Source organism: Psychromonas sp. B3M02 (assembly GCF_003318165.1).
Classification (GTDB): domain Bacteria; phylum Pseudomonadota; class Gammaproteobacteria; order Enterobacterales; family Psychromonadaceae; genus Psychromonas.
On sequence record NZ_QOCB01000121.1, the window covers coordinates 1 to 8,547 of the forward strand.

General features: G+C 37.1%; 7 protein-coding genes. 4 read left to right on the forward strand and 3 right to left on the reverse strand.

The features are described 5' to 3' along the window. Positions 1-96: 96 nt before the first annotated feature. Positions 97-684 carry a hypothetical protein gene (locus tag DS885_RS13555; RefSeq protein ID WP_113819959.1) on the reverse strand — a complete coding sequence of 196 codons (588 nt, stop codon included), beginning with the start codon at positions 682-684 and terminating at the stop codon, positions 97-99. A gap of 256 nt (positions 685-940) precedes the next feature. On the opposite strand from DS885_RS13555, the gene DS885_RS13560 reads away from it, so the two are divergent. Beyond that, on the forward strand, positions 941-1,810 hold the full coding sequence (locus DS885_RS13560) for an MYG1 family protein (RefSeq protein ID WP_113819960.1): 870 nt from the start codon (positions 941-943) through the stop codon (positions 1,808-1,810). Between the two features lie 194 nt (positions 1,811-2,004). After that, positions 2,005-2,499 carry a hypothetical protein gene (locus tag DS885_RS13565; RefSeq protein ID WP_113819961.1) on the forward strand — a complete coding sequence of 165 codons (495 nt, stop codon included), beginning with the start codon at positions 2,005-2,007 and terminating at the stop codon, positions 2,497-2,499. Between the two features lie 65 nt (positions 2,500-2,564). Here the strand turns inward: DS885_RS13565 and DS885_RS13570 are convergent, their stop codons facing one another. Next, on the reverse strand, positions 2,565-4,466 hold the full coding sequence (locus tag DS885_RS13570; RefSeq protein ID WP_258546915.1) for a methyl-accepting chemotaxis protein: 1,902 nt from the start codon (positions 4,464-4,466) through the stop codon (positions 2,565-2,567). A 435-nt stretch (positions 4,467-4,901) separates the two neighbouring features. Here DS885_RS13570 and DS885_RS13575 point away from each other — a divergent pair, with 435 nt between their 5' ends. Next, a complete protein-coding gene (locus DS885_RS13575; RefSeq protein ID WP_113819963.1) occupies positions 4,902-6,359 on the forward strand; it encodes a fibronectin type III domain-containing protein in 1,458 nt (485 codons plus the stop codon). Positions 6,360-6,751: 392 nt separating this feature from the next. Here the strand turns inward: DS885_RS13575 and DS885_RS13580 are convergent, their stop codons facing one another. Then, the gene (locus DS885_RS13580) at positions 6,752-7,000 is read right to left on the reverse strand and encodes a DUF3297 family protein (protein ID WP_113819964.1); all 249 of its coding nucleotides are present in this window, start codon (positions 6,998-7,000) and stop codon (positions 6,752-6,754) included. 159 nt (positions 7,001-7,159) lie between these two features. Here DS885_RS13580 and DS885_RS13585 point away from each other — a divergent pair, with 159 nt between their 5' ends. Next, the gene (locus DS885_RS13585) at positions 7,160-8,320 is read left to right on the forward strand and encodes a YHYH protein (protein ID WP_113819965.1); all 1,161 of its coding nucleotides are present in this window, start codon (positions 7,160-7,162) and stop codon (positions 8,318-8,320) included. The last annotated feature ends 227 nt before the right edge of the window (positions 8,321-8,547 follow it).

Below are 8,547 nucleotides of genomic sequence, written 5' to 3' on the forward strand. Positions count from 1 at the left end.
CTCTTATTACAGTGTCATCTATTTAAAATCAAGTGTTTATAGAGTGACTATAAACACAATGACAATAAAAGATGGGAATAGAAATGAAAGGGAGGACTACTTGTGTCTAAAAATTTTATTGAAAAGTGAAGCTATAATTGAAATAAAACTGACGGTTTCTGCATCTGCGGCACTTTCAACGCATTGTTGTTTCAGTTCTTTTTTATTGTTCGGGATGGACTTAACTAACGTCATTTCTTCTTTTTCATTAAAGATAAAACCATCTGTCGAGTTATGTTGCGATTGATAACGGTCGATCAATAAATCTAACAAATTAATAATAATGCTGGTTTTATTGAGAGAGCCGATATTATCGAAAACAGCACCATTACCTAATTCTACGGTACGGCGATGCGCACGGAATTGCGACTTTTGTTCGCTTAATTGTTGCCAGGTTAAACTATTCACTGTTGTTTCAATTTTATTGTCATTACGCCAATAAATAGCATCTCTACCAATCACTATACCGCGATGAAATTGAGTAAATGATGTTCGCATTGCAGCTAGAATGTATTCATCGTCGGGGATATCTAATATCGCTCGAGCATAATGTTCCACATCTTCAGGTACAAGTGGGTTCATATTGAAGTTATTTTCTCCATGGTAATAGGTTAATACTTTTATTACCTCATCCAACATGCTCATTTGTAACTCCTTGAATTTTTATAGTTTCTAGTATGTTACCTAAGTTTAACCACTATTTGTAGTACAAATAGCATTAACTTATTCAAAATGTATGCTTTAACTAACAGTTTTTGATAAAACTCACTGAGTATCAATCTAGGATGCTGGTTAGCTTCCCTAGGTTTGTTGCGCGTCATAGTATAGAATTCACCTGAGAAGTGGTTTTTCTAAAAACACACTCACCCATTGCTTATTTAAACAAAATGAATCGAGATATATGACACAAATTACAATAGCAACACATAACGGTAACTTCCATGCAGATGATGTATTCAGTATTGCAGCCCTAAAATCTATCTTTCCTTCATTTAAATTAGTGAGAACCAGAGATTTAAATGTGATCACAGCGGCTGACTTAGTCATTGATGTAGGCGGCATTTATGATCCTGAAACAGGGCGCTTCGATCATCACCAACGAGGTGGTGCAGGTGCGCGTGAAAATGGTATTCCTTTCTCATCATTTGGTCTTATTTGGCAAAAATATGGCGTGCAGATCTGTGCAGGTAATGAAGAAGTTGCAACGTCAATTGATAACGGTTTAGTGTCAACCATCGATGCTATAGACTGTGGACATGTTGAAGGTGTCGCACAGGGTATTAGCCTTAGTCAAACTATCTCTATGTTTAATCCAACATGGCAAGAAGAAGCACATTTTGATCAGTGTTTTGATCAAGCAGTTGCATTTGCAGAGCAAGTATTAGCCCGTTTTATTGCGTCGGCAAGTGGTGGTATAAGTGCAAAAGCAATTGTTGCAAAAGCGATTGAAGATGCCACTGATCCGCGTGTTATTGTGTTAGAAAAGTATATTCCATGGAAACGTACTGTGCACGCAATGTCGCAGGAAGCTTTATATATGGTTTACCCATCCTCTACAGGGCAATGGCGCATTCAAACTGTACCTGTAGAGCCTGGTTCTTTTGAAGATAGAAAATCGTTACCGGCTAGTTGGGCTGGACTATCTGACCAAGCATTACAAGATGTTACAGGGCTTGAAGATGCAATGTTCTGTCATAACGGCTTGTTTATCGCTGGCTGTGCCTCCTTTGAAAACACCATGAAAATGGCGGATATGGCATTAAAGGCTTAATTATTTATTGTGACCGAGTATCTAATTGTTTAGATTTTTCGTAATAGATCAATGCAGCTAATACTTTAAGTATTGGCTGTTTTTTTATCTATTAATTCTCATTTATGAACTTATTGCCTCTGTTTTCGTCCAAATATTGATAGTAATACCAAACATCCTATCCGGTATTACCAAATATTTCGACTGAGGGCACAATGAACGAATCAATCACTTCCTTTATGAGAAACATTTTCTCAAAAGCACTCACTATCATTTTCTTATTATTAGCTGGTGCAATCATCTTTTCTTTGATTCAGCATGTTGTGAATGGCCTTATCAATAAAGCTGATTTAACCGAAGTATTATTAAAGAGTATCAACATTGGTGTGATCGCATTAGCCGTGTTTGAATTGGCATTGATCATTAATAAAGAATACTCAGAACCGGGTGACCATCACCATAAAGATGCGATTCAAACGCTACGAGGCACCTTACCTCGCTTTATTGGCACTGTATGTGTTGCGCTGTCATTAGAAGGGTTAATTATGGTGATAAAGTATAGCCAATTAGACTTGGCGGGTAACTTGTATTATCCCGTTGCCATTATCGCAAGCACTGCGTTTTTACTGATTTCATTAGGTGTGTTTTTACGTTTAACTGACCAAAGCAGTGAGGCTATCGAGTCAAAACAAGTCACTGAAGAAAAGTAGCTTTTAGTATAAGTATTAAACAGTAACAGGGGAGTTAAATGCTACTGTTTAATACTACTGTGATTTTACGATTTAAAACGATTAACCAGTTTATCTAAACTTGCTGCCATGGATTTTAACAGGTCAGAGGAGGATTCAATATTCTGCGATGCATGAGCACTTTCTTCGGTACTGTCACTGATATTAACCACGTGGACATTAATCTCATTAATCACCGCAGACTGTTCTTCTGTTGCTGTCGCAATTTGCGTGTTCAGGTCTGAAATATGCTGTACGTTAATCACTATTTCGTTAAGCACTGAATTAGTTTTTTTCGCCGCATTTAATCCAAGAATTGCTTGTTCACGGCTTTTATGTACGGAGTCTACAGCGAGTTTTGAACCATCCTGTAATTCAGTGATCATACGGTGAATTTCATCGGTTGATTCATGAGTCTTCTTGGCTAAGTTTCTCACTTCATCAGCTACTACTGCAAAACCACGTCCATATTCTCCTGCACGAGCGGCTTCAATGGCTGCGTTAAGCGCTAATAAATTGGTTTGTTCTGAAATTCCTCGGATCACATCCAATACGCTACTAATTGAATCACTACGTTGTGCTAACGTTTCAATATTGGTTGAAACCACTTCCATATCTTCCGCCATATGACTAATGGTTTCTGTTGATTCATTAACCACTATTTGTGCTTGTGATGTCATATTAGTTGCTTGATTAGTTGTATCCGCTGCGACTGCTGCATTATTGGCTATTTCTGCTATGGTGCTGCCCATTTCATTTATGGCAACAGAGACTTGATGTGCTTCATCACGTTGTTTATCAAGTGAATGTTTTGAAGCGTTAGCATCGATATAGACAGTTTCAGAGGCACTTCTGATCTCGGTAGATGTTGATTTAACATCTTGTACCACATTACGAATATTCCCGACAAAAGCATTAAAACCTTTCGCTAATTCCGATATTTCGTAGGCACCATGTTCATCGACTTTACTGGTTAAGTCTCCTTCACCTTCGCCCAGTACTCGGAATTTCTCTGCCATTTTTTGTAAAGGTAATACCAGCTTATTTGATACAACAATGCTTAGACCTACGAAGATAAATACAATTATTAAAAATAGAATGAGCATATAGTTGCGTACTTCAGTGATCGGCTGATAGAGCTCGTCCTTTGGTACTTGCGCAATGATATACCACTGTAAACTTTCTATATAACTAGTAGATAGTATGAAATCGCCGGCTTCTTGGAATGCAAAGGGTTGTTTAGCAAAAAAAATATTTTTATTCAATTCAGGGTAGAACTCACTAACGTTTTTAGTTTCAGCAAAGCCTTGGTTTTTGTGTACTTTTACTAATCCATTTTGATCAACTAAATAAACAAAACCAGTTTGTTCAATTTTGAATTGTTGTAATAAATGAGCTATGTCAGAAAAAGTGCGGGACACACCTGAAGCCGCGCGGCCATTAAGTTGTTGGTAATTCACAAAAACATTAATGGTGCCATCGGACTCAGTATAAGTACTTGCTGATGTTTGTTGTCCGCTATTTTTAAAATTAAAATACCAACTATCGTGATCATTATTTTGTAATACACGAAGGAACCCTTTTTGATTCCAGTATTGTGCAGAGTCACGCTCAATATACGAGGCATTACTTAACCCGTTATTATTTGCAACTCCTGAAAGGTATTCAGTTAAACGCCTATCTATTTCTGGTTTGTTATTATTATCAATTAACTGATAAATAAACGGGTTATTAGCGATTGATTTAGTGATTGCTTTCATTTCAGCTATTTCAGCATCTACCGTTTGTGATACACGTTGCACCAAGTTTGGTAATTCTGAATGTTGTAATCGGTTAAGTAATAATTCACGCGATTTTAATTGTGCAACCAGTGCAATCACACTGGTAGAAACAATAACCACAACCAGTATAGATAAAATTATTCGATTTTTAATAGAAAGTGAACGCATATATTCCTTGGTTTTGTTAGTCAATATGTTGTTAAAAAGTGTTTGGCTAGCCAATACAATAAATGCGCTAACCCTATATGAGTAATATTGTAGCATTTAGTTGCTAGTTAACCAGTAGATAAATAGGAAGGAAAATAAAAAATAATTTAGAAAAATAACTATATAAATATTATATGTTTAGCTAACTGACAGGGAGGAATAAGCAAATAACCTGGATTTGTTTTTGCAAAAATATGTTAATTAACTACCCTTAAAGTAGTACTTTAGAGGAGAGGGATTGCTCGTTTATTTGAATTTAATTCATAAATCGTTGCCTTAAGCCTTAACCCATAAGTTAATTATAAGCATTTATCACACCAAATTTAAATGCATAAACCAATATTTTTACATTGATAAATGCTGGGTTACTCAGCCGATGTTGTTTGGAGAAACAAGATGAATAAAATAAACAGTAAACTAACCCGTTTAATAGTAACGTCATGTTGCTTTTTTAGCCATGCCATTTACGCCGATAGTTTGCAAATAACATGGGCTGATAGTTCTTCAAATGAAGATGGGTTTTATGTTGAAAAACGTGGATTAGATGAAAACGATGCAGAGATAGTGACAACCCTCACTGCCAATACAACCAGTTTCACGGACAGTGATGTTGATGTGGACCAAACATACTGTTATCGCATCGTGGCGTTTAACCAAGCAGGGTCAAGTTATTCTGATGAATCATGTGTTGAGGTTACTGATAGCGTTGAGCAAGATACTCGTACCGCAGATACCTATGAAGACAACAGCAGTGATGACGATACTAGTAGTGACCTAGAACCGATTGCTGAAAATGATGAGAATACTATTATCAGTATGTCTCATGCAATTATCAGTAAACCAACTTCTATTGACGTGACAGAGCAAGCTATATACTCATTCTACGATGAACAACACTTTAATGAATCATACAGTGATGCCACTGTTTCCGATTTTTACTTTGATATCTCAAGTGGTAATAGCAGTAGTAAATCTACCAATTACTTTAGTTTTGTTGATGGCCAAACCACACTCAGTAGCGGCATTGCAAAAATGACATTTAATAGTGGCAATAAGGCATTCTTTGAATTGCAATCTAACGGCACAGCACAAACTGCGCGAATATACTTACAAGCAGGTGTGTGGACACATGCGAGTGCTGCAATAGAGGTGATAGCCGGCGATGTAACTGAAACCGTGTCATTAACTCAAGAATATTCTTGGCAATACTTTACCGTTGACATCACCTTTGATGGCGACCTTCCTATTACCATCACTACTGATAGTGATCATAGTGGCTACAGTGCAGTGATGATCGCGGGTATTGTTTTCGAAGAAGTAGAAGAGGAAGTCATCGAAGAAGAAGAGGTAATACAGTACGCATCGTTAATGGCAGTAGAAACAGATAATGGTACCGATATAGATATCTCTGATAGTAAATTCTTAAATAACTTATTAGAAGAGGTAAATAGTACATTTTCTGAGGCAACAATATTATCATTATCTTATTCAGGTACCACTAAGGCTCGTACCAATAAATATACCTTTACTGATCAATTTGCAGAGGAATATAAAGGGTATCAAACAATGGGCTGGAGTGAAGACAATGGTATCACCATGCAATTAAGCAGTGGCGATCAACAAATTAACACGGCATCGATTTACTTTACTGCAGGTGCGTGGACCCGAGAAGAAGCATCAATAGAGCTGATTATTAATGGTGAAAGTGAACTGATCACATTAAGTTCAGGTTATAGCTGGAAAAACTTTAAAGTTGATATTGAATTTGAAGGTTTATTGGATCTTGAAATCAGACCGGTAGATGAGTTCTCTGGCTATAGTGCACTGAGATATGCGGGGCTCACATTATATTAAAGCACACAGGTACAAAACAATTACATTAAACTAATCAAAGGGGAATTATATTCCCCTTTATTCATTCCCTTAATAAATTTTAACGGATTGTCTACTTTGCACATTTACTGCACATTCATAAGGTAAATTAACGCTTAATATGAAACACACTAATTAATTGATCTATTTTTTTAATTAAAATGAGTTAGCTTTTTAATAGAAGATGCTCAACCTTAATGCCGAAAGGTTCAAAATTTAGATCATTAATTTACTATTATTGGCATCACAATGTCAGTAATAATAATTCAGTTGTTCCAAATAACTGTATACTGTGAAAGATGTTGAATTGACAGGATAATGTGGTGAGTATCAGGTACAAAAAAGGCGCGATTAACGCACCTTTTAGTTTGTTGTTAGCGGTAATAGGCTTCAACTGTACCTTTAACCGTTCTCATTAAAGGTTGACCTCTGCGGTCTAAGGCTTTATGTGCTGACACTAAAGCCCAACCTTCACTAATACAGTATTCTTCAACATCAAAACGTTCTTTACCGTTAAGTCGAATACCGATGTCATGTTCAAATATTTCTGCAACATGATAAGGGCTACGAGGGTTAACAGAAAGACGATCGGGTAATGTTGGTAGCGACTGAGTGTCGTTCATAAATATGACCTATAAAATTAAAATAATGCATTGTAAGCAATATGTTCAGACCGCTCAAGTAATGTCTTTATAAAAGTTGTACTTAGTTCACAATGAAATAACAGCGAGTCTAAAAGTGAGCAAGCAAGGCGACTTGGTTTATTTTTTTAAGGAAGTTGGATGAAATTAGTAAAATTTACACGTCAATATTGGTTCGCTAGTATGGTTGGTTTTGCGCTACCCTTTAGCAGCGCTTGGGCTAATATTGATATCGATAGCATCAGTCAAGATGCATTAGTAAAAGATCCGGTGATTGTTGAATGTACATTAGACAATGGAGATTCAGCAAGTTGTGTTAAATTTGTTGTTAAATATCAACCAGACAACCTAGAGACAGGACCTTTTTGTCCTAAAAACATCGACGAGAAAGGTGGTGTTTGGAATTGGGATGGTGAAATGGCTGGTTTATACCAGATAGATAAAGGCTTTCTCTCTATGCTAGATAGCCAGGGTTATCATTTCTATGATCAAGATGGCAATGTTAACATTACTGATGTCCGTACCACTCAACCTAAAAGCGATAATACTTGTTTACAAGCGTCAGTAGATAAGACTGTAGAAATGACTGTTTTAATTCCAGTTAACCCTGTTAAATCAGACCAAGTGAGCGATCTAGGTACAGTCGCAAAAGTAGGTCTAGCATTAGATGGTGTCCCAATCTTTGCTGATGCACCTTCTGTATTGGATACAGGGCACATGCCTGCATTAGATGAATGTGGTGGACATGTTGACCCAGGTGGTTGGTACCATTGGCATTCAACGGCAACTGACATTGACAGCGTGTATAAAAATGAACATCTCGATATTGAGTGCGGTATCAAACAAAAAGCCAGTGCCATGTTTGCCTATGCTTTCGATGGATTTCCAATTTACGGTAGTCTTGAACAAGATGGAAAAATGCCAGCAGGGTTAGATATTTGTAATGGTCACTTTGGCCCAACCAAAGAACACCCAGAAGGTATTTATCATTACCACGCATCGACGACTTTCCCTAACTTACCAACTTGTTTACACGGAGTCGTGGCTAAGCAAAACTTCTCTACAACCGCTAAACAAGGCATTGGTTCTGCGAATGGACCCGGACAAGGCGGTGGACCTGGTCACGGCACACCTCCAGGCTTCGATAAAGCAGCTAAAACGTTAGGCGTGACAGAAAAAGAGTTAATGAAGGTTATTATGGATAATGGTGGCAGAAAGTTAGATATTAGTGCTGCCGCGAAAGATTTAGGCGTAACAGAAACACAGTTGAAAAACGCTTTACCGAAACCGCCTCGACATTAAATTGTAACATCATACTGCTAAACGAATGGTTAATTCGCTTAGCAGTGAATCTCATTTCAACCCAAGTTTTACCTTAACTAAACACAAATAGCCTCTTTACCTTTAAAGCCTCATACCAATTGTATTAAATAACTGCTCTAAATTTTGCGCCGGAAAAATGGCTTAGTTTGAGGCGTAAGTTGATGTAAATGGTTGTTCCCTATACGAAACTTACAACGAAAAAATAA

Excerpts from the sequence above, each read along its gene's own strand:
- DS885_RS13555 (WP_113819959.1), bottom strand. The coding sequence starts at position 684 with ATGAGCATGTTGGATGAGGTAATAAAAGTATTAACCTATTACCATGGA.
- DS885_RS13560 (WP_113819960.1), top strand. The coding sequence starts at position 941 with ATGACACAAATTACAATAGCAACACATAACGGTAACTTCCATGCAGAT.
- DS885_RS13565 (WP_113819961.1), top strand. The coding sequence starts at position 2,005 with ATGAACGAATCAATCACTTCCTTTATGAGAAACATTTTCTCAAAAGCA.
- DS885_RS13570 (WP_258546915.1), bottom strand. The coding sequence starts at position 4,466 with ATGCGTTCACTTTCTATTAAAAATCGAATAATTTTATCTATACTGGTT.
- DS885_RS13575 (WP_113819963.1), top strand. The coding sequence starts at position 4,902 with ATGAATAAAATAAACAGTAAACTAACCCGTTTAATAGTAACGTCATGT.
- DS885_RS13580 (WP_113819964.1), bottom strand. The coding sequence starts at position 7,000 with ATGAACGACACTCAGTCGCTACCAACATTACCCGATCGTCTTTCTGTT.
- DS885_RS13585 (WP_113819965.1), top strand. The coding sequence starts at position 7,160 with ATGAAATTAGTAAAATTTACACGTCAATATTGGTTCGCTAGTATGGTT.